Consider the following 20301-nt stretch of genomic DNA (forward strand, 5'->3'; position numbering starts at 1 on the left):
AGTGATGAAAAAAAATGCCATGATCATTCAAATTAGCTTTGCATTAGCTTTAGGTATTCTGGTTGGGATGTTCTGGCCAATGAGTGCGCCTGTGTTAAAACCGATTGGCGAAGTATTTTTACGACTGATGCAGATGGCGATTCCATTATTGATCCTTGGTCAGATCATTCAAGCTTTAGGTAGTATTGATTTGAAGGAATTAGCAAGTATTGGGACACGCACCTTGCTCATCTTTGGGGTTTCCTCCTTATTGGCAGCTTTATGGGGTGTGTTATTGGCTGTTTTGTTTACGCCTGGATCTGGCATGGAACATATAGAGCGTTTAAGTCCTACGATCGAGGCGCAAGAACTGTCGATCCAAGAAACATTTCTCCAGTTTGTGCCTAAAAATATTTTTGAATCTCTTGCGCAAGGTTCGATTATCCAAATCATTGTTTTCGCGATTTTTTTCGGCTTAGCCTTGAATCACTATGGACAAAAACAGCCGCAATCGAAGTTGTTTCAACTAATCGTTGATTTTAACGAAGTGATTATCCAAGTCATCAAATATGTGATGCGCCTTGCCCCTATTGGGATATTTGCCTTGGTGAGTAGCAGCATCAGCCGATTAGGCGCACAAGTCATTCTGCCAATGGTGAAATATCTACTGGTGTATAGCTTAGCTACAGTATTGTTCTTACTGGGATGGTTAGTTGTTGTCAGTATATACGGTCGATTACATCCGTTAAAATTGATCATGAATATGAAGAATATGTCGATCATGGCACTTGCAACGACTTCTTCAGCCATCACTTTACCAATCGAATTAGAAGAAGCACAACATAAATTGGGGTTGAGTAAGCGAATCAGTCACTTAGTCTTACCATTAGGGATGTCATTGAACAGTAATGGCTCAGCAATGCACATGGCACTGACGGTGATCACGATCGCTCAGATGTACCAAGTAGAGTTTCAATGGACGACCATGGTCTATCTTGCGATTTTAGCCACTTTTATTTCTTTAGCCAATGCGGTAGTTCCTGGTGCGGGGCTAGTTTCTTTAGCCATCATCGTGCCGCAAATGGGGTTACCTATTGAAAGTATTGCCATTTTTGGTGGTGTCGAATGGTTAGTAGGGATGTTGCGCACGATTTTGAATGTCAATTCTGATGTGTATTCAGCGATCCTAGTGGCAAAATCAGTCGATGAAATCGATTATGAGATTTTTAACCGTGGCTAAATGAATAAAAAGAAAGGGGTTGCAATTTTAAAAAATACTTGTTATAGTAAATGTAAATAAAACAGGCATGTGACTGGTAAAGCAGGCAGGACCTAAAGAAAGACACACAAAGAATCCTTTGTTGTTATTTCTTATGGTCTTGCCTGCTTTTTTCTTTTTTGTCTGCGCAGCGAAAAAGAAAAACGAAAGAAGGAGTGGAAAAAATGGATTATCAAACTTTAGCAAAGCATATTTTACAATTCGTTGGCGGAAAAGAAAATATCATTCATTTGGAACATTGTTCAACTAGACTTCGTTTTACGTTGAAAGATGTCAAACAAACAAATCGTGAAGAGTTAGAACGCTTAGATGGGGTCATTGGTGTTCGGAGCAATGCTCAATTCCAAGTAATCATTGGGAATGAAGTAGTGGAAGTTTATGACGAATTAGCCAAACTGATCGGAGAAATTTCGGCAGATCAGAACATAAACAAAGAAAAGAAACCTATTGGAACAATTTTACTTGATTTTATCATTTCAGTCTTTCAACCGTTGGTCCCTGCGATTGCAGGTGGCGGTGTCTTAAAATCACTTTTACTGCTCTTATCTTTATTGGGTGTGATGGATGCAAACTCATCTACTTACCTGCTATTGAATTTGATCGGAGGAGCGCCGCTTTACTTCTTACCGATTTTAGTTGCGATGACGACGGCAAGAAAGCTAAAAGTCAATGAAATCGTAGCTGTTTCAGCAGTGAGTGCTTTGCTTTTACCAGAGATGGCAACCCTTCTAGCAGACGGAACCTCCTTTCTAGGGTTCTCAATTGAAAATATTGCGTATGCTTCTCAAGTCTTCCCAGCAATCTTAACGGTATTGTTTTACAGTATCGTCGAAAAATATGTCACGAAAATTTCTCCGAAGCCGATTCGTATTTTCTTTGTTCCGATGGTTGCTTTATTAGTGACTGTCCCAGTTGCACTGCTGATTTTAGGACCGTTAGGCTATAACGTTGGTGGCGCATTCTCATATTTGATCGTCGAGTTATATCAACGATTAGGCTGGTTAGCGACAGGCTTACTTGCTGCAGTTTTACCATTGATGGTCGTTACTGGTATGCACAAAGCGATGATTCCTTATGCTGTTTCTTCAATGGGAGAGTTAGGAAAAGAGATGCTCTATTTACCGGCTTCTTTGGCACATAATATCGCTGAATCTGGTGCATGTTTTGCCGTCAGTCTAAAAACAAAAAATATGAAATTGCGACAAACAGCGATTTCTGCAGGAATCTCAGCTTTATTTGGTATCACTGAACCCGCATTATATGGGGTCACGATCTTACACAAACGAGTATTGAGTATCGTGATGGTTTCTAGTTTCATCGGCGGGATATTTGCCGGGATCATGGCTTTAGAAGCCTTCGCATTGGTTGGGCCAGGGATTGCGAGTATCACTATGTTTGCCAGTGTAGAACAACCGATGAACCTTGTCTGGGCATTCGTCTGTACAGCTCTTTCTTTTGTCGTGTCGTTTGTAGGTGGCTTGGTATTTTTTAAAGATCAAGAAGAAGCAACTTCACAAGAAGAAAACGAGAGTCGTAGGGTAGGAACTTGGGGTATCGTGAGCCCAGTCAAAGGTCAAGTGATTCCTCTTGAAACAGTCCCAGATGATGTCTTTTCTAGTGGGATGGTTGGCGAAGGTGTCGGAGTCATTCCAGAAGAAGGTATTGTTTTTTCTCCTGAAGAAGCACAAGTGACCATGCTATTTGAGACAGGTCATGCCATCGGTTTACGAACGGTGAGCGGAGTAGAATTACTGATTCATGTAGGAATCGATACAGTCAAGTTACAAGGTGAAGGCTTCCAGGCTTTTGTTAAAGAAGGTCAGATGGTACAACCAGGCGAGCGTTTGCTTGCGTTTGATATTGAAAAAATCAAACAAGCAGGATTTGATCCAGTCGTTGTGGTGGTCGTGACCAATCAGAAGGAGTATCACATCGATCATCAAGTAGAAAATCAATCAGTGACACCCGAAACTGAGTTATTGATGATTTCTGCTTTAGTAAAATGAAGAAATGAAAGTGAGGAATAGAAAAATGGATACGACACAAACAGGTTTTCCCGAAGGATTTCTATGGGGAGGTGCAATTGCAGCAAATCAAGTAGAAGGGGCATGGGATATTGGTGGAAAAGGCCTATCTGTGGCAGATGTTGCAACTTATAAACCTAATGTAGACAACAAAGATTACGCAGCCCATGTAGGGGTGACAATCGAAAAAGTAGAAGAAGCAATAGCCGACCCTACAGACAAGTGGTTCCCTAAACGACGAGGGGTCGATTTCTATCATCGTTACAAAGAGGATTTAGCTTTATTTGCGGAAATGGGGTTTACTACATTACGTTTGTCGATTGCTTGGTCCCGACTCTTTCCAAATGGGGATGAAAAGACAGCGAATCCTGAAGGTGTCTCATTTTACAAAGAAGTTTTTAAAGAAATGAAGCGCTTAGGAATCGAACCGATTGTGACCTTGTCTCATTATGAGATGCCATTAGCATTAGCGATGAAAGGCAACGGTTGGATTCAACGAAGTGTGGTGGATGACTTTGTTCGATTCGCAGATACTTGTTTTGATGAATTTGGGGAGTACGTTCATTACTGGTTGACGTTCAATGAAGTGGATAGTATTTTTAGACACCCATTTACGACTGCCGGAATTTTGACTGATACGATCGAACCAGACAAAATCGAAGCGGCTATCTATCAAGCGTTACATCATCAATTTGTGGCAGGGGCTTTAGCAACGAAACATTGCCATGAAAAAATCCCTGGTAGCCAAGTTGGTTGTATGTTGACCAAATTGATGACCTATCCGTTGACGAGTCGACCAGAAGATGTGGAACGAACATTGAAAAAGAATATGAACAATCATTTTTATGCGGATGTTCAAGTCAAAGGTACGTATCCGCCACTCGTGTTGAAAGACTTAGCCAACCGTCATATCACGATCGACATGTTACCTGGTGATAAAGAATTATTGAAAGAACATACGGCAGACTTCCTATCGTTTAGTTATTATATGTCTATGTGTGAATCCGCAGATCCAAAGGCAGAGCGGACACCGGGGAATACCGTTTTGGGTGTTAAAAATCCTTATTTAGAAGCGACAGATTGGGGCTGGCAAATTGATCCTTTAGGCTTGAAAATTTCTTTACTAGAATTATATGACCGGTATCAAGTACCCTTGATGATCGTTGAAAATGGCATGGGAGCTTTTGATGAAGTGATTGACGATGAAATCCATGATCCCTATCGAATCGCCTATTTTACTGCACATTTCAAAGCGATGAAAGCAGCCATCGATGAAGGGGTTGATTTGATTGGGTATACAAGTTGGGGACCTATTGATTTAGTCAGTGCCGGAACTTCTCAAATGTCAAAACGTTACGGATTCATTTATGTAGATGCGGATGATGAAGGAAATGGAAGTTATGATCGCTTGCGTAAAGATTCATTTTACTGGTATAAAGAAGTTATTAGAACGAACGGTCGATCCATCCAGTGAAGGAACTGTTCGATGCGCTCAAGGAGTAACCTTGAGCGAAGGAGGATATCGTGAGGAAAATACTAAAGGTGCTTAACTCCAGTGTGGTATTGATCGACAGCAATCAGCAAAAAATGATTGCTTTAGGAAAAGGGATCGGTTTTGGCAAAAAGCCCGGTGAGATCATCTCGGATGATTCGATTGATGAAATCTATCTGCCCTATGATGAAGGCAAAGCCATGCAATTATTGGATTTGATCAAAGAGGTTCCTTTGACCTATTTTGAATTAACGAAAGCAATGGTCTCCAGTATGGAGAAACGACTAGGGAAACGGTTAAACTCTAGTATTTATTTAACATTACCTGATCATTTACATTTTTCAGTTGAACGTATGACCAAAGGAATCATCATCACCAATCGTTTATACTGGGAGATCAAGAATTACTATCCGGAGGAATATCAAGCAGCGGAGGAAGCCTTGATGATCTTCAATGAAAAATCCGATGTCGAGTTACCCATTGAAGAAGCGGCAAATATCGCCTTTCATGTCATTAATTCATTGTCTCAAGAAAGTCAGGGAACCGATAGTATGAAGCAAGCAAAGCTGATTGGTGGGATTGTCAACTTAGTAAAATATTCGATTCGAATCGACATTGCTCCAGACTCGATCCATTATAGTCGCTTTATTACTCATGTTCGTTTTTTCGTTGAACGGTTGTTTGCGAATAAGATGTTGGATGGTCAAGATGATGGGCTATATCAACAAATGTGTATCTTGTATCCATTGGCGATGGAAAATGCAGACAAAGTAAGGCAGTATATCCAGAAAATGATCCAACAGGAAATCACGAATGAGGAAGTCACCTATCTAGGTGTGCATATCAATCGATTGATGCGGCATCCTGATTGAAGATAAAAATAGATAAGATGATTTAATGACAAGCAGCAAGCCAAAGAACGTTTCTGGCAGCTGCTTTTTTGTGTCGAATAAGAGGAATAGGTATTTTTTTAGCGAAATGTATGTCCGCAAAATACAAGATATACTATTTTTAGAATACGATCGTGTGTTAGTTCACAAGTTTATGTGAGTAGTTATATAACGCTTATGATTTTAAATTTAAGAAAAATAATCGCGGTTATATTAAAAAAACGGGCAGTTTTTAGTGTATAATACTCCTTAGTGTCGTACGACAACCCATCTACTAGGGCTTAAAATGGATAGATAACGCTTACGTTTGTGAGCAATCAATCAGGCTATTTGAAATAAATCAAAGGAAATGGGAAAATGAGTCAAGTAAAATAGTTTTTCAAGCGAATGATCAGTCATAACTAGCGGACATTGTGAATGATTGAATGATCGTGAGAGAAATTATTTGCTTATTCGTCGTATAACCAAATTAAAGGGGGAGAACAAAGAAATGAAGATAGCAATTGCTGGTGCAGGTGCAATGGGGAGTCGGTTTGGACTCATGTTGCAAAAAGGTGGAAATGACGTGACATTGATCGATGGTTGGAAAGACCATGTAGAAGCGATCAAAGAAAACGGATTGAAAGCTAACTTTAACGGTGAGGACATCGTTGTCGATATCCCAGTCGTTCTTCAATCAGAAATCAATGACGTAGAAAAAGTTGATTTGATCGTCTTATTCACGAAAGCAATGCAACTAGAAAAAATGTTGGAAGATATTCGTCCAATGATCAAAGATGAGACAAAAGTCCTTTGTTTATTGAATGGAATCGGCCATGAAGATATTATTGAAAAATTTGTACCAATGAAAAATATTTTTATTGGTAATACGATGTGGACAGCAGGCTTAGAAGGGCCTGGACGTGTGAAATTATTCGGTAGTGGTTCAGTAGAACTACAAAACTTAGGAGACGGACAAGAAGAAGCTGCAAAAGAATTGGCGGAAACATTAGCTGAATCTGGATTGAATGCGAAGTATTCAAGTAATATCCATTACTCGATCTATCGTAAAGCTTGTGTCAATGGCACGATGAACGGCTTATGTACGATTTTAGACGTGAATATGGCAGGACTTGGTCGTACTTCTACTGCTCATGATATGGTTGTTGCTATCGTAAATGAATTTGGTCAAGTAGCAAAAGCAGAAAATATTGATTTAGATGTGGAAGAAGCAGTCGCACACTGTGAAACTTGCTTTGATCCTGAAACGATCGGTATGCATTTCCCATCAATGCATCAAGATTTGATCAAAAACAACCGTTTGACAGAAATCGACTATATCAACGGTGCGATTTCACGTAAAGGAAAGAAATACGGGATCGCTACGCCTTACTGTGACTTTTTGACAGCGCTCGTGCATGCAAAAGAACAGATTTTACAGGCGAAATAGGAGGAACAAATAAATGGATACGACGAATAAATTAACGCCAAGAATTTTTTTGAACAAAGTATTAGCTGGAACGGCAACAGGGATCATCGTAGGACTGATTCCAAATGCTGTTTTAGGAGCTATTTTAAAGTATTTCAGTGAATATCCTGTTGCTGTGACGATTGCACAACTAGCTGTGATCTTCCAATTAGCGACACCGTTGATCATTGGTGGTTTGATCGGGTTACAATTTGGGTTTAATCCGATGCAAATGATGGTAGTAGCTGGTGCTTCATTTATCGGCTCTGGTGTTGTCCGCTTTATGCCAGATCTTGGTGAAGCAGGGGTATATGTAGGATCGGGTACAGGAGATATTATCAATACCATGATCACCGCAGCAATTGCTGTTGGTCTGATCCTATTGATCGGTAACGCTTTTGGCTCGGTCGCAATCGTATTGACACCAATCGTTGTCGGTGTGGGAGCAGGTCTTATTGGGTTTTATTTATTCCCTTATGTGACAGCGATCACCACTGCAATCGGTGAAGGTATCAATAACTTTACGACATTGCAACCTCTTTTGATGTCTATTTTGATCGGTTGTTCATTTGCCTTTTTGATCATTTCACCGATTTCAACAGTTGCGATTGGTTTAGCGATCCAATTGGATGGAGTTTCTGCAGGAGCTGCTGCTATGGGTGTTGCAGCCACAACCTTTGTGTTGATCGTCAATTCTTGGCGTGTCAATAAATCAGGTGTCACGATCGCGATTGCGTTAGGTGCGATGAAGATGATGATGCCGAACTTATTCCGTAAACCGATCATCTTGCTTCCATGTTTAGTAAGTGCGGTTATCACAGCGATACCTGTCGCACTTTTCTCTGTATCAGGAACACCAGCTTCTGCGGGCTTTGGGATCGTAGGTTTAGTTGGCCCTCTTGCTTCATTAGATGCTGGACTAAATATCGTGATGGTGTTGATTTGTTGGTTCGTCGTACCAGTAGCGGCTGCTTTATTTACGCAATTGGTATTTGAAAAAGTCTTGAAACTTTACGACCGGGAAGAAGTCTTCAAATTCTTAGGTTGATCAAAATTATAAAAGAAAAGAACGCAAAACAGAGAAATCTCTGGATTGCGTTTTTTTTTGAGAAGAAGATGGTGTTATCTGCTATACTGACACTAAATGAAAACAATGGATCATTTGATCCAATAGAGGGAGAATACATGAGAAATATAAAATTAACGATCGAATATGATGGAAAAAGATATTCTGGTTGGCAACGACTTGGTAATGATGAAAAAACGATCCAAGGAAAGATCGAAGCGATCATTTCGCAAATGACCGGTGAAACGATTGAGATTATCGGTTCTGGTCGAACAGACGCTGGCACACACGCCAGAGGTCAAGTAGCTAATTTCAAAACAGCTAGTACAATGAGTCGAATGGAGATGCTGGATTTTCTTAATCGTTATTTGCCAAGAGATATTGTGGTAAAAAAAGTGGAAGAAGTACCTGAACGTTTTCATGCTAGATATAATGCAAAAGGGAAAAAATATAGTTACTACGTTTGGAATGCTCCAATTCCAACAGTGTTTGAAAGAAACCATAGTTTTGATTATCCGAAGGCACTTGATTTGGCGAAAATGGAAGAAGCTTGTCGGAAACTAGAAGGAAAACATGATTTTATTGGATTTTCAGCATTGAAAAAAACAAAAAAATCAACAGTACGTACAATTGAAGAATTATCGATCCAACAAGAAGGCAATATGCTTCATTTTACATTTGTAGGGGATGGTTTTTTGTATAAAATGGTACGGATCTTAATGGGAACGATTTTAGATATTGGTTCAGGTAAAGCTGATTTATCTTTGATCGATACGATTTTTGAAACAAAAGTCAGACAGCAAGCAGGCGAGACAGTTCCCGCACATGCGCTTTTTCTAGATGAAGTGTATTATTAAGAGATGTTAAATGATTCAAAGAAAATAGGGGAAAAGCACTCTCAGCTTTTTCCTGTTTCCTTGGATCGACAGTGGACACTTTGGGAGGGGGAGACCCGATGAAGAAAGAGGAAGAAATCACCACTCTCTACAATTTGATTTTAAACCCAAACACGCGAGACTGGGAGCGACAACAACTAATGGCAGCGAAAGAAGAGTTAGCAACTTCTGTTTCTCTAAAAGAGGTACTTGAAAAGTTGGAAGTTTCTTTGCGACCATTGGCTTTACGACAAAATCTAACTCCAGATGTCATGGATTTCTATTTGCGTATGGTCGGTGATCCGTTAGGGGAAGCGCGGTATGATTTTTCTAAACACGAACTGACAGATCCGAAAGTTCAAGAACGGGCGGTGTTTGCTGGTGGTTGTTTTTGGTGTATGGTAGAGCCTTTTGAGCAAAAAGCAGGGATTGTTTCTGTGATGTCTGGGTACACAGGCGGGCAGTTTGATTCCCCTAATTATGACCAAGTCAGTGGCGGCTATACCGGTCATGTGGAAGCAGTGGAGATCATATTTGATAAGCGAGTGATCAGTTATCAAGAGCTAGTCGAGATTTACTGGCAAGTAACGGACCCAACGGATGAATTTGGACAATTCCAAGACCGCGGAGAACAATATCGTCCAATCATTTTTGTTCAAAATGAAGAGCAACAAAAAACTGCTGAAGCGTCGAAACAAGCATTAAGCGCATCAGGTCGCTACAGAAAACCGATAGTTACAGCTATTTTGCCAGCGACAACTTTTTGGCCGGCAGAAAATTACCATCAGCAATTTTATCGGAAGCAACCAAAGCGTTATAAAAAAATAAAACAGACCCGCCATCAATTAGCATTTTTGCAAAGAATGACGCACAATTGGAGAAAAAAATCTAAGAAATAAATAAGTTAACACAATTATGATAGCGTTTTCCGGAAGAGCTGATGTATCACCTGAGAGTAGACGAGGATACATGCGTACTTGAAATAGAGAGGGATCAAAAAGCTGGGTTAGTAGTCATCTGTTATCCTTGAAAACTGAAAAACGGCATTCCAGAAGTAACTCCTTATTTTTTCGGAGTAGAAGACTTCTGTGATAATCATAAAATAAGGAGTGAATGAAATGTATGTAGCTGATAAAACGCGTTATGAAAACATGGAGTATCGTAAAAGCGGTCGATCTGGCTTAAAGCTGCCCTTACTGTCCTTGGGGTTATGGCAAAATTTTGGAGAATATGACCCCATCAGCAATCAGCGGGAAATTTTAAGAGGGGCTTTTGATTTAGGCATCACCCATTTTGATCTAGCCAATAATTATGGTGGACCTGCTGGAGCAGCTGAAACAAACTTTGGGCGACTTTTTAAAGAGGATTTCAAATCCTATCGAGATGAACTGATTATCTCTAGTAAAGCAGGCTATTATATGTGGGATGGCCCTTATGGCGATTGGGGTTCTCGTAAGTCGATCATTGCCAGTTGTGACCAGAGTTTGCAACGTATGGGTTTGGACTATGTGGATATTTTCTATCATCATCGTCCAGATCCTGAAACGCCTTTGGAAGAAACCGCAGAAGCACTGATGCAATTAGTTCGACAAGGAAAGGCCCTTTATATCGGTATCTCTAACTACAATGGAGCGGACACACAGCGAATGGCGGAAATTTTACGCAAAAAAGATGCACCCTTCGTGATCCATCAAATGCGTTACAATCTGTTTTCAAGAGAATTGCTTGAGACGGACTTAGCCCCTGTCCTTGCTGAAAATGGACTAGGTGCAATCACGTTTAGTCCATTGGCACAAGGCTTGTTAACGAATCGCTACTTACATGGTATTCCTGAAGATTCACGTGCGCATCGAAAAGAAATCCCTTTTCTTTCAGAAGAACAGATTGCACCGACACTACGTAAAATCACACAGTTACAGGAAGTGGCGGAAGCGAGAGGACAAACCTTGGCTCAGATGGCATTGGCGTGGAATGTGCGACAACCATCAGTGACAAGTGTCTTAGTCGGTGCTAGCCGTTTGAGTCAGTTGCAGGAAAGTGTCAAAATGAAAGATAATCTCGTCTTTGCACCAGAAGAACTAGCAACGATCGAAACAATTTTGGCAGAAAATTAACGTGTGAGAAAATCACATGGAAGTGGATACAACAAAAGCAAGCGTGTCTGGGGTATTAGCCCTCATGCATATTCTAAAACCGAATAAACGGTGGAAACAGGAGTAACTTCTTCGAAAATAAGGCGCCATCCACAACAAATTGAAAAACCATTTTCGTGGATGGCGCCTTATTTCTCGAGGCTAAACACCTCTGTTTCGACCTCTTCTTGATTCTGCAAGCGTATCTTGTGTTTGAGAGGTGATGTAGGGGCAGACGGTGCAGCTTGTTTTTCTTCACTTCTTTTTTACTTGGTACAATAGCTTACCTTCTTGTTCTTCTAAAGTGAAGGTTTGATCGTCTTGCTTTTTTTGTTCCTTTTCTATTTGTTCCAAGTTCGTTTCCGACGCAACAGAAGGAGCCTTAACATACAACATACGTCCATCCTCTCCGGTTTGTATTAAAGATTCGGGGGACGAGTGGCTATCGGTTCCTGGTTTGTTTTCTGACACTATCGCTGTTTCTAGTGTTAGCTCACTTATTTTTTTTGTGAATGGTTCATGTAGTTCTTCCTCAGTTTCCAAATCAATCTCTTCCGCTAATGGTAGTTGATAGATTTCATCTAATAAACTTTTTGAGAAAAACCAGCCATCCTTCTTTTTTTTACCCATAGCTTTTCAACACTTCCTTTTATTTAAAAATAACTTTTCCTAGTATTCGAGAATGACTGACAAGACCGAATGTCCGGCTATCTTCGGAAATATCCGGATTATCGCCTAAAACAAAATAGGTATTTTCAGGAAGATAGGTCAAATGTTTCATTTGCGCGACTGCTTCTGGACTCAGTCGAAAAATCTCTGTAGGAGAATGTGGCTCGTTTCCCAAATGCAAGGTCAGTTCATTCTCATGTACTTTTATGGAATCTCCTGGGATTCCGATGATTCTTTTAACGATTTCATCCGTAGAGGATCGCTGAATAGCGATGATGCTATAACGTGTAAGTGACGAAAACTTGTCCACGATCACTATGTTGCCGTTGACTAAAGTATCCTCCATCGATGTTCCAGTAACTTGATGAAAGTGATAGCGATGAAGTGAATAAGTAAAAACGATACACAAAAGCAGACATATTAAGATATATGGCCCTTTCTTTTTCTTTTTTTTAAGTTGACCATTCGCCCAGATATACAAGAAAACAGCCCCCTTTTTTTACTTGATTGGTCCTTTTGGTTATTCCAAACGATTTTTTAGTTCTTGGACCTGTTCAACCAACTCGAGAAGGGTCTGATGGTCATTTATTCGTGCATTTTCTAGTTCAAATAGCATGTAGACGCAAAAGGCCAATGCAATAGTTAGCAAACTGTTGATGATCAAAAGATAAAAAAATTGTTTTTTCAATAATTTCAGTTCATAAATACTGATTTTTTTATATAGAAGCGGTTGATCGCCGGCTTTCTTTTTTAGCAAAATCAATCTCACTTGTTTTATCATTTGGATTCCCAAGAAAAATAAAATAGCCAACACAACAAGGGATAAGATACTGTTGACAAGCATCAGTCATGCCTCCTTTATAAGTGGTTCTTTTGAAGATGGTTTATCCAGTGGAGCAAAGCATTTATACAATATGGAACAACAGTATCGGAACCAATAAGAAAAAAACGATCGGGATCAAGGTCTGTAATGGTTCGGCGACGATCTTAGATGCCACGGACATTGACCAAGAATTAATGGGATGGACGGGAGAGTCCGCGAGAATCGTGCCATCTATGTCTGTACGTTTTTTTTCTAAGCCTAATTGTGCTAATTCAGTAGCAGATAATGTGCTTAGACTTTTCACACTACTTAAATTTCCTTGAACGACTCGGCGAAAACGTGTGCCGATGTCACCTTCACAACGCACTAAAGTGATCATAGTTTGTGGAGCTTCTTTTTTGATTTCGAGTAACTCGATCTCTGTATCAACGACGACATCGTTGTAACTCACTTCATAGACAAATAGCTCGTTGAAATCCGTCGCATAGATCTTTGCATTGAGACGAAGTTGAGCGATTTGATGAAGCAAGACATTTTGTTCAAATACATTATGTGATAAGAGAACATAATTTCCTTTACCGAGTTGTTGACTTTGCGTGTAAGTGGCTACGCCATTCATCAAGTTGTCATTATTCATGCCGGCAAGTATCGGTAAGTCAATCGCCACTTCTGGGATCATTATTTTTCCGATGCTCCAGTCATTGATGCTTTGTTGGTAATTGATCTTCGCTTTGGAAAAGTTACTGAGATTGACACTCGCAATGTCGATTTCAGAGTAATTAGCTTTCGATATTTTTGGCAAGTTGAATGTTGAAAGTTCAGTATTTTGTCCTATATCAATGATCGCCATTTCTTGTTGTTTCTGAATTTGTGTATAGCCATAGATTCCGACACTTAGTAAAGCAACCATTGAAAAAACTAAAGTAATAAAGAGTCCTTTGGTCAAAAAATAAAGGCGAAGCAATTTTTTTCTGGCTTTTTCTTTGACAAAGGGGTCTTCCGAGCGGAAGCGTTTGACTAGATAACGAAAACGAACAATAAGTAGGAGAGCGAGAGTGAAACAAACACTGAAAGAGCCTAATACAATGGTTTGGTAACTCCAAAAATTTCGTTTTTCAACTTGTCGATTAACGGCTTCGTTATAAGGGATCCGGACACCATTTACTAATAATCGATACGTATTGATTCCTGGTGGCGTACAAGTCAGTAAGGTGACCATATCCTTTCCAGGGATGATTTTGGCTTTATTGACTTCAGTCGGCAAGACTTCTTCAAAGGATTCGATTTGATAAGCGAGGCGCTCGCCTAGAATCGTGAGAAAGAATAGATCGCCAATTTGAAGATGGATGATATCAGTAAATAAAACTTGGTTCTGGATACCGCTATGACCAGTGATGATCGACCGTGTGTTTTCGCCACCTACTGGAATCGAACTCGCTTCATAATGTCCTAAGCCACGATTAAGTGTCAAAAAATCAGTGCCGTGATAAAAAGGCATGGTTTCGATTGCCAAAGCGGGAATGTCTAGTGTACCCATTACCCCAGCGGTATTGGTCAATGTTTGGTACTCAATTTCATCGAAGTCAACCAAGTCTCCTTGTTGTTCTTTATAAATCAATTCATTGTAACGCTTTGCTTGCTCTAATTTATGCCCTAATTCATCTTTCGTTAGCTGTTCTAATGCTTGATGATAATTGATGGAAGCAGTACTACGTTCACGATTTGCGAGATAGTTAGCAAAAATCGGATAGATCAAAGTGAGCGTTCCTAAAATGATCAATAGAATAGCAAAGAACAAAAGAACAGATTTCTTTTCTTTTTCGATCAAGGTTGTTCACCTCATTTTCATTTCTTTATTTTGTTTTTAGATTTGCGAAAAAAGCAAAGTCATTGATCTTTTCTGCTTTCGGAAATGTAAAAACGAGAGTTGTAAAAAATTCTGAAATAAGCGGAAATCCACAAAAATCAACACTCGATTCTTGTGAATTTCTTCTTACTTCTTAGGTTAGAAACAATTGGTTCTAGACTGTTTAAGGCTTTTTTTTCCCTTTTGGTTTAAAATTCACGATTGTGACGATCCCTAGTAAGATGATCAATGCCAGTGTAAAATAAACCGGAAAAAGTGAACCGAGATTCCCACTTGTTTGTGGAATCCTTTTTGTAGTCGCTTGCCCTTGTTTCGGTGTGGTCGATCTAGGAGTAGCTCCTTCTGTAGGAGAGACGACCACGCTTGATTTTGGATAAATAAACAACTGATCTAAACGAGTGCCATCGGCAGTGATTGCTGGTAATTGGACAACGACTGGCTCAGCTGGGGAAGACAAAGCATCGTTTGCAAGTTCGGTGACTTCATAGAGTCCTTCAGTCAATGGAATAGTCGCTTGCCCGTTTGAACCCGTGACGATTTCGATCGGTTCAAAACTTGGGATTTCCGTAAAAGGATCACTGGCATCATTACTCGGTGTGACCTTCTTGATTTGATAACGAATCCCAGGGAAGGGGGTCAATGCCTTTCCCTGTTCGTTAGTTAACCCCGTTTCTAAGGAGCCAGTTGGTTCAGAAGGAAGTAGGTGATTATCAAGATCCTGCTCTGAAAGCTTATATTTTACAATGGTTATTTGGAAGGCTTCTTCTGCATAGACCACAGAAGTAGACCCACTTCCGTTTGAACCACCAAAGAGGAATAGTAGAACCAACAGGAGGCGAATACATAAAATGGAGTAATCATCTTTTCTTGGATTCATCGTTATTTCCTCCTATTTTTTTTCGCTTCATTTCCTCCAATTGGTATTTTGTACCTAATCCGATTAAACCAATCAGGGATAAACTAGCAGCTGCGATGAGGACACGTTGCATGATCGAACTGTTCCCGGCAAAGGGTAATTCAGTGATCCGTTCATCTTCGGCAAAGAGGTGAACGATCGTGTTGTTTTCATCCAATGTGACCTCGATTTTTTGTTTCAATAATTCATAACCATCAGGTGCTGTTGTTTCAACCAATTCATACGTACCGAAGGGAACTTCTTCAAAATGAATACGCCCATTCGCATCAGTTGTCTTCGTTTCGATGAGCACACCTGTTTCTTTGTCTTGAAGGACAAACTCAGTGCCAGCCAGTTTATTTCCTCCAATCAACTGATTTTCGTCATTGATATCTGGTTGATCATCCTGATCATCATCTAAAGCGGTGCCTGCTTCTAACTTATACAAATAAATCTCTCCAAGTGTACTGACAAGCCCTAGATTCAAATAAGGAATATGATAGATAGAATCATCTGACGTGATCATTCCCGGTAAATTGGCTAAAGGTTCAGCGATATACTCATTGGTTCGGAAGGTGGTTTGATTTGCTTTTGAGTTGATGGAAGGATCTTCACCAACCATTGGTATCGTTACTGCAACTTCTTTTCGTTCGATTTGATCGCCGATTTGGAATTCTACTACATAGGTTCCTTCTGGTAGATAATTAAAACTGTAATGACCATTTGCATCTGTTTTTAGTGTGGAATTTCCGTTGCTGTCAACAAATGATGTTCCTTTCAAGTTATGCTCGACCAACTGATCGGCTACTTCGCTTGGGTGAGTCAGGCTTGTTCGATAGAGTTTGACAGGGATATTTGCTAGCCTTTCCTCGCCATCATCGGCTAGACCATCGCGATCTTCGTCTAACCATACGAATCCGCTCAACTCTCTGCCATATACTCGGGTAATCGTTTCTTGTGAATGGACCGGTAAGTCGATTTGTGCATTCATATGGGCGGTATTTCGATATTGGTCACCCGGTAATTGGTCAACTGGTTGGACGGTGATGGAGAGAGTGACCGATTCACCAATCGGAACAGTTGGTTTGGTGATCATAAAACCTGTGGCATATTTGATTTCTTCGTCAGGTGTCGAACCGGGTGTGTATTCCGTCCATGTAGCAAGATCGATCTCATTTGGGTTCGTCTCATCTTCTATTGGTTCGGTGGTGTAATACATCGTATATCCTTCTGTGTCGACATCTACTGAAAGAACTTTTAGCGTGCCATGGAAAGAAGAGCCACGAGAATCACCGTTATACGGTAAGATATCCATCAGACGAAAATCTTGAGCTGGCTGTAAGGCACTGTTAGCAGAAGTGATCGAATAAGTGAATGAAGTATTAGCATCCGCTTCGGTCAAAGGATTCATTTCTTGATTTCCTGTTTCGATTACTGTCTTATCCACTGTTTTAGTAATTACTAGTTTTTGGGATAATTCAGTAATAAATTGATCTTGCGAAGAACGAGTTTCTTCAGTACGGATATCAAAAATATCTGGTGTATCAGATGTCCACATTTCTCCAACTGTTTGGATAACAAGGGGGGACGTTAATCCCATATTGTTAAATGTCAATTCTGAGATATCACTCATTGCTTGGAAATTAACCTCGGTACCGGTAGCCAGAGAAGAATTGGGAAAGACCCAACGTAACGTTGTTGTGCCATCTTCGTTTGTGGTGATCACGGGATCAGGTAACGGATTGTTGTGGGCATCTTTAGACGAGCCGAACAGATAATGGATCCCTCTTGGTAAGGTGGTATTCAAGGCGCTATCATACGAAGTTTCTTCGGCACCAGTAAGTAATCCTCTGACTTTAATATCGATCTTCTCTTCTGTTTGATACAGAGACTTGCTTACTTCTGTATTTGTATCAATACCAAAGTTCAATATAAATGCATTAGTTCCTACAAAAGGAGCATAAGCATTTAGTGAGGTATTATATGGTGATAGAATATCGCTACCATCCGCTTCCCAAGTCGCTGGTATAAATGTAATATTGTCTGGTACACTTTGTTTGACCACGGTTCCTGCACTATTTTTTATTCCAAATATAGATAAATGAACATAGGGATTGTTTTCTTCATCGAAAGGACCTGGCTGACCAATAACTCTCACTGGAATCCCATTCCAAGTAGAAAATAATCCTTCATTTATATAGTAGCTAAAGCGTGCGGCACTGATTGTTCCAGCAGCCTGTGCTTCCTGTGACGTTTCGTACCAAGTGTATTGAGCAGCTACAGCATCTAAATTTGAATGGGTAAGGTTCGGCATAGCATTTCCATTATTGCGAACACCATAAGACAAATAATGACGATTAGAGTAATCTGGTTCATATCGTTGAGTATAAGGTTGCCTAGTATCATCATATTCAAAACCATTCGTATTCCATTGGAAGATCTGTTCGGTAGTGGAGTTAGGAGGATGGTATTCACTAATGAACCATCCTCCTAAGTAGGTTTCTTGTCCTCTCATCAGTACTGGTTGTCCAATATTATAACTCCAAATGCTATAACCCATATCTTGATTTGTTGCTACCGTTCTTCTCCCTGTATCGGGGTCAGGTTCCCCCAAATCAACGATATTCGGACCACCTGTCATAGGTCCTGAAGGTGGAGCGTAGTTACTGAAATTCAATGTGGTATTATTTTCTGACACTTGTCCATCATAGCTAATAGTAGGGATACTTAAGTGTAAAGTATAATACTCCCAAGCATTCGCCTCTCCTAATGCATGTAATTTCGCGTCATCCCAATTGAAAATAAATTCTGTACTGATAAATGTATCGTTTGAAAAAGTAGTCCCTGATGTAGTATATGTGTAAGGATTTTTTGAGCCAGTATAATTTGAGATTTCCCAAGTTTCTTTGTAAGATCCTAATTCGATTGACACATTTCCTGAATTGTATACCCCAATTGCCGTTCGATCGCCAGAAGGTTCAGAAAAGTAAAGGGCTTCCGTATCTCCATTGGGGATTTGGATTGGATAGATGAGGCGTGTTGGATCAAAGGTCGCCGTATATGGACTTCCGGCGGTAGTTGCTTGCCAATTTGCTTCTGACCGATCCGTATGGGTAACCGAATAAAAACGTGTTTGTGCAGCATCATATTCATCCTTACTAACTGGTGTAACCGTGTCGCCTGAAACACTAGTGACTTCTTGGACAAGATCAAAGGAAATCGGGCCTTCTGGGTAGGCGGAGCCACGTAGATCTCCGGTAATTCTTTCTGGTAAACGCTCCAAATTGATGACTAAACCAATGTTGTAAACCAAATCTGTATTTGTTGCATTAGGATCATAGATTTGATAGGTTGTTTGTTCGCCACGAACAAGTTGAGCAGTGATTGACGGTTTGGAAGAAACCGTTGTTTCAGGCACATTCAATTCGGAAAGATGTTCTTTTGTATACGTTTGATTAAAGGTTTCGGTTTCGCCTGTATCGACATTCACTGCATCAATAATCTGTAATTTGAAAGTTGGTTGTATGACTGTACCTTGCTTTGCCCCAAACACATTGATAACGATAGGAACAAATACTTGTCCAGATGCGCCAATCGTTGATTCCATGATTCCTTCAGAGAGTTTCGAACCATCACCAACGCCGCTGTCTGCATAAGTCCCATTGGCAATTTCTCCATTAATAAACGGCGCATCATTGATCAAGGTAGTCGCGTTAGGCAATGTGCTAACGACACGATAGCGGATATTCGTATAATGATCAGTCGCCAATGTTTGGATAGAAAAACCAAGCCGGTATAAAATTTGATCGTTGGAACGAACGATATTATTATCCGGAGAACTATCATATCCAGGTGCATCATGGGAATCAAAACTATCTGTTCCAGTTGCCATCGTTAACTTTGCATCTTTAATTGTGATGGGACTACTTGCTAGTTCTTCCATTGTGTGGAGTTCTTCGGTCAATAATTTAGGGGTAATGATGGAATCTTCCGCAGGAAACTCTTCTTCGAGAAGTTCTTCCATTGTTAAATCGGTTTCTTTCGTTTCAACCACTAAGACATTGTCTTCAGCGATGGCTTCCTCAAATGGAGGAAGTGTGGTGTCGCTGGCTTCCTCTTGTCTTTCAGTTTGTTCTGTTTGCTCCTCGTAGTTTGCTTCTTCAGAAGAAAGTGTCGTTTCATCAGTGATGGATTCAGCAGTTTCTTCTACTGTTACATCAGATGAACTTAACCATTGAAATAGCGTTTGATATTGTTGAGAATAGACATCCGTTAATACGATACTCATATCTTTCATTGGTTCTCGAAAAACGAGAGTGACTGGCTGATCTTTGACTAAACGTAAGTAAATAGTCGCTTGTTCCGAGGTCTCGTCGGATGTCACACCAATCACATCACTTACTTCTGCCGGTTCAACCATAGTAACAAGGGAATCGGCCATGGTCTCGGTAGTTGAGGTGGTAGTTGTTTCTGTCGTTTCTAGACCAATGCCTAGACGAGCCAGCTCCTCTTCTTGAACAAAATCTTCGGTGGTATAGATCGGGATGGTTTGCTCCTGTTCCTCATTTAAGGTAGTGATTGTATAATCCGTACTAGATGGAAGAACGAGTAAACGATTTTCGCTACTTCTGATCGTGACCATTGCCGGGTCGTCAGAAATTTGTGTATCTTTGGTCAAATATGTCTGATCGCTATTAATGACTTCGACTAAATTTGCTTCTTCTTTGGCTCGAAGAGGACCACCTACAATAACGACTTTAGCGATTATACCAAGGATAATCGCTAAACCAATCACTATTAGAATAGGAGGTTTTACTTTGAGTCTAGAAAATCTAGTATTCATTGCAGTCTCCTTTCACTCTG

At 40.3% G+C, this 20301-nt stretch carries 15 protein-coding genes; 9 read left to right on the plus strand and 6 right to left on the minus strand.

Annotated elements, in window-relative coordinates; all coding sequences use genetic code 11:
* Positions 1 to 4 precede the first annotated feature (4 nt).
* The 9 genes from IGI79_RS01490 to IGI79_RS01530 all read left to right on the plus strand — a co-directional run bounded on the left by IGI79_RS01490 (position 5) and on the right by IGI79_RS01530 (position 11166).
* On the plus strand, positions 5 to 1219 hold the full coding sequence (locus IGI79_RS01490; protein WP_195273712.1) for a dicarboxylate/amino acid:cation symporter: 1215 nt from the start codon (positions 5 to 7) through the stop codon (positions 1217 to 1219).
* 203 nt (positions 1220 to 1422) lie between these two features.
* Complete coding sequence (locus tag IGI79_RS01495; protein ID WP_195273711.1) at positions 1423 to 3264, plus strand: beta-glucoside-specific PTS transporter subunit IIABC; 1842 nt, start codon at positions 1423 to 1425, stop codon at positions 3262 to 3264.
* Positions 3265 to 3289: 25 nt separating this feature from the next.
* Complete coding sequence (locus IGI79_RS01500) at positions 3290 to 4756, plus strand: glycoside hydrolase family 1 protein (protein WP_195273710.1); 1467 nt, start codon at positions 3290 to 3292, stop codon at positions 4754 to 4756.
* Positions 4757 to 4806: 50 nt separating this feature from the next.
* A complete protein-coding gene (locus IGI79_RS01505; protein WP_104776443.1) occupies positions 4807 to 5646 on the plus strand; it encodes a PRD domain-containing protein in 840 nt (279 codons plus the stop codon).
* Positions 5647 to 6154: 508 nt separating this feature from the next.
* Positions 6155 to 7093 carry a 2-dehydropantoate 2-reductase gene (locus IGI79_RS01510; protein WP_019722895.1) on the plus strand — a complete coding sequence of 313 codons (939 nt, stop codon included), beginning with the start codon at positions 6155 to 6157 and terminating at the stop codon, positions 7091 to 7093.
* Positions 7094 to 7106: 13 nt separating this feature from the next.
* Entirely contained in the window at positions 7107 to 8159 is a 1053-nt protein-coding gene (locus IGI79_RS01515; RefSeq protein ID WP_195273708.1) for a PTS sugar transporter subunit IIC, read from the plus strand.
* 137 nt (positions 8160 to 8296) lie between these two features.
* Positions 8297 to 9034 (plus strand): tRNA pseudouridine(38-40) synthase TruA, encoded by a 738-nt coding sequence (truA, locus tag IGI79_RS01520; protein ID WP_019722897.1) that lies wholly within the window; start codon positions 8297 to 8299, stop codon positions 9032 to 9034.
* A 98-nt stretch (positions 9035 to 9132) separates the two neighbouring features.
* The gene (gene msrA / locus IGI79_RS01525; protein WP_195273705.1) at positions 9133 to 9951 is read left to right on the plus strand and encodes a peptide-methionine (S)-S-oxide reductase MsrA; all 819 of its coding nucleotides are present in this window, start codon (positions 9133 to 9135) and stop codon (positions 9949 to 9951) included.
* Between the two features lie 219 nt (positions 9952 to 10170).
* Positions 10171 to 11166, plus strand: coding sequence for an aldo/keto reductase (locus tag IGI79_RS01530; RefSeq protein WP_195273703.1), 996 nt, complete (start codon positions 10171 to 10173; stop codon positions 11164 to 11166).
* Between the two features lie 273 nt (positions 11167 to 11439).
* Here IGI79_RS01530 and IGI79_RS01535 read toward each other — a convergent pair whose 3' ends face one another.
* From IGI79_RS01535 to IGI79_RS01560, 6 genes are all read right to left on the minus strand, one after another.
* The gene (locus IGI79_RS01535; RefSeq protein ID WP_195273701.1) at positions 11440 to 11814 is read right to left on the minus strand and encodes a hypothetical protein; all 375 of its coding nucleotides are present in this window, start codon (positions 11812 to 11814) and stop codon (positions 11440 to 11442) included.
* A gap of 19 nt (positions 11815 to 11833) precedes the next feature.
* Positions 11834 to 12334, minus strand: a complete 501-nt coding sequence (gene lepB, locus IGI79_RS01540; RefSeq protein WP_104776448.1) for a signal peptidase I — start codon at positions 12332 to 12334, stop codon at positions 11834 to 11836.
* Positions 12335 to 12373: 39 nt separating this feature from the next.
* Entirely contained in the window at positions 12374 to 12697 is a 324-nt protein-coding gene (locus IGI79_RS01545; protein WP_065096894.1) for a hypothetical protein, read from the minus strand.
* A 61-nt stretch (positions 12698 to 12758) separates the two neighbouring features.
* Positions 12759 to 14504 (minus strand): sortase family protein, encoded by a 1746-nt coding sequence (locus IGI79_RS01550; protein ID WP_195273699.1) that lies wholly within the window; start codon positions 14502 to 14504, stop codon positions 12759 to 12761.
* Positions 14505 to 14706: 202 nt separating this feature from the next.
* A complete protein-coding gene (locus IGI79_RS01555; protein WP_104776451.1) occupies positions 14707 to 15420 on the minus strand; it encodes a pilin N-terminal domain-containing protein in 714 nt (237 codons plus the stop codon).
* Positions 15401 to 20281: a SpaA isopeptide-forming pilin-related protein gene (locus IGI79_RS01560; RefSeq protein WP_195273697.1), complete on the minus strand. Its 4881-nt coding sequence runs from the start codon at positions 20279 to 20281 to the stop codon at positions 15401 to 15403. Before IGI79_RS01560 ends, IGI79_RS01555 begins: the two co-directional genes overlap by 20 nt.
* Between the last annotated feature and the right edge of the window lie 20 nt (positions 20282 to 20301).

Source organism: Enterococcus sp. AZ084 (assembly GCF_051714905.1).
GTDB classification, from domain to species: Bacteria; Bacillota; Bacilli; order Lactobacillales; family Enterococcaceae; genus Enterococcus_B; species Enterococcus_B pernyi.

Bases quoted from the DNA above. Each gene is read 5' to 3' on its own strand.
- truA (WP_019722897.1), top strand. From the start codon at position 8,297: ATGAGAAATATAAAATTAACGATCGAATATGATGGAAAAAGATATTCT.
- IGI79_RS01530 (WP_195273703.1), top strand. From the start codon at position 10,171: ATGTATGTAGCTGATAAAACGCGTTATGAAAACATGGAGTATCGTAAA.
- IGI79_RS01500 (WP_195273710.1), top strand. From the start codon at position 3,290: ATGGATACGACACAAACAGGTTTTCCCGAAGGATTTCTATGGGGAGGT.
- IGI79_RS01495 (WP_195273711.1), top strand. From the start codon at position 1,423: ATGGATTATCAAACTTTAGCAAAGCATATTTTACAATTCGTTGGCGGA.
- IGI79_RS01490 (WP_195273712.1), top strand. From the start codon at position 5: ATGAAAAAAAATGCCATGATCATTCAAATTAGCTTTGCATTAGCTTTA.
- IGI79_RS01560 (WP_195273697.1), bottom strand. From the start codon at position 20,281: ATGAATACTAGATTTTCTAGACTCAAAGTAAAACCTCCTATTCTAATA.
- IGI79_RS01555 (WP_104776451.1), bottom strand. From the start codon at position 15,420: ATGAATCCAAGAAAAGATGATTACTCCATTTTATGTATTCGCCTCCTG.
- IGI79_RS01515 (WP_195273708.1), top strand. From the start codon at position 7,107: ATGGATACGACGAATAAATTAACGCCAAGAATTTTTTTGAACAAAGTA.
- IGI79_RS01545 (WP_065096894.1), bottom strand. From the start codon at position 12,697: ATGCTTGTCAACAGTATCTTATCCCTTGTTGTGTTGGCTATTTTATTT.
- msrA (WP_195273705.1), top strand. From the start codon at position 9,133: ATGAAGAAAGAGGAAGAAATCACCACTCTCTACAATTTGATTTTAAAC.
- IGI79_RS01535 (WP_195273701.1), bottom strand. From the start codon at position 11,814: ATGGGTAAAAAAAAGAAGGATGGCTGGTTTTTCTCAAAAAGTTTATTA.
- IGI79_RS01510 (WP_019722895.1), top strand. From the start codon at position 6,155: ATGAAGATAGCAATTGCTGGTGCAGGTGCAATGGGGAGTCGGTTTGGA.